The following is a 1,797-nucleotide window of genomic DNA, read 5'->3' on the forward strand; positions in this document are numbered from 1 at the left end:
AGGACCACGGGGAGGTGCTGACGCTCGTGCTCGGCGGCGGCGTAACGGACTGCTGCTGCGCTGTCTTCTCGTCCTGCGACCCCGACGACGATGGTGGGCTGTTCGTTGGACATGACGACCTCCTGTGGTGACTTCTCGGTCAGGGCCAGACTCGACCTCTCGGGCTGCTGCCGACAGGGCCGTAGGGCCCGGTGACCCCGGGACCTGAGCGGAGTGGGAGTCCCGCGTCCTCGTCCAGCGTCCGCGTGCGGGGGGTCAGGATGACCGGGCACGGACATTCGTGGAGCGCGTACCGGGTCGTGCGTCCGACGTGCTCGGTCCCGCCGGCCTCGTGGTTGCGCCGGATGACGAGGAACTGCGCCCGAGTCGCCTCCACAGCGAGCACGTCGGCGGCGACGCCCGGAACGACGACGATGCAGGTCGCGACGTGGCTGTCCGCTGCGACGCCGCACCGGCGGACGAGCTCGTCGAGGGAGGCTCGGAGCTGTTCGGTCCACTGCCCGACGATCCGGTCGCCCACCATCCGTTGGTACTTGTCGGGCAGACGCCACGCATGCACGATCCGCAACGGAGCGTTGTGGACCTGGGCGATCTCGAGTGCCGCGCCGAGAAGGTCGCTCGAGCTCGCCGGATCGTCGACGCCGACCACGACCGGGCGTGGGTCGTCCGGGATCGGTGACCAGGAGGTCGGGACGCAGGCGATCGGCGGGTCTCCACCGGCGCGTCCGCCCTCGACGATGGCGCGCGTCAGGTGAAGGACGTCCCGGCGACGGACGACGACGACACGGGTGTCGTCGTCGCCGCACGCCTGCAGGACCGAGGCGACGGCCTGGCCGGTGATGATCGTGCCGGTGACCACGACTCCGGGGCCGGCGAGCACCTCGGTTCTCGCGATCGCTGCGGCGAGGAGGCGTTCCTCGCGCGGGCCGTCGTCCCGCCGGACCCGCACTAGGCGGACAGCGCACCCGTGGACGAGCGCTTCGCGCGCGGCGAAGCGCAGGAGCGCCTCGTCGTCGCGGTCGGGGAGCGCGACGACGAGCGGTGGCCAGTCGAGCAGCATGAGAGCACGGATCAGAAGTCGAAGACGATCCGGGCGATCGCGCTGCCGGCGAGCACGTCGCCGATGGCGTCGTTCACGTCGTCCAGCTTCCGGGTCTCCGCGACGACCTTGGTGCGTCCGCGCGCGTGGAGTTCGAGGACCTCGGCCAGGTCCTGACGGGTTCCGACGATCGAACCGATGACCGAGATCCCCTTCAGCACGGTCGGGAAGATCGGCAGGCTCATCGGACCGTCCTGCTCCGGAGGGAGGCCCACGCAGATCAAGCGGCCCCCGCGACGCAGGGTGGTGAACGCGGTCTCGAAGACCGACGGGATCACCGCGAGCACGACGGCGACGTCGGCCCCCCCGAGCGAGCCGATGGCCACGGCGGGATCGGTTTTGCCGGCGTTGATGACATGGTCGGCGCCGAGCTCGGCGGCCAGCTCCAGCTTGTCGTCGTCGACATCGACGGCGATGACCGTCGCCCCGACCAGACGCGCATACTGCACCGCGAGGTGCCCCAGCCCTCCGATCCCGAAGATCGCCACCCGCTCGGCTGGGCGGATGCGGGCCACCTTGATCGCCTTGTAGGTGGTCACGCCGGCGCAGGTGAGCGGAGCGGCGTCGTGGGGGCTGATCCCGGCAGGCACGCGAACGACGTAGTCCGCGTCCGCCAAGGTGTACTCCGCGAACCCGCCGTCCACCGAGTAGCCGGTGTTCTGCTGCTCCTCGCAGAGCGTCTCCCAACCCGACACGCA

The 1,797-nt window shown here is 70.7% G+C and carries 2 protein-coding genes; both read right to left on the bottom strand.

The annotated features are described in order from the left end of the window. Window positions 1-139: 139 nt before the first annotated feature. Complete coding sequence (locus tag ACYQ0U_RS22635; RefSeq protein ID WP_459976145.1) at window positions 140-1,060, bottom strand: universal stress protein; 921 nt, start codon at window positions 1,058-1,060, stop codon at window positions 140-142. Window positions 1,061-1,071: 11 nt separating this feature from the next. Next, the coding region (locus ACYQ0U_RS22640; protein WP_459976146.1) for a zinc-binding dehydrogenase at window positions 1,072-1,797 on the bottom strand (726 nt) is incomplete at its 5' end.

The sequence above is a fragment of the Nocardioides pyridinolyticus genome (genome assembly GCF_054653575.1).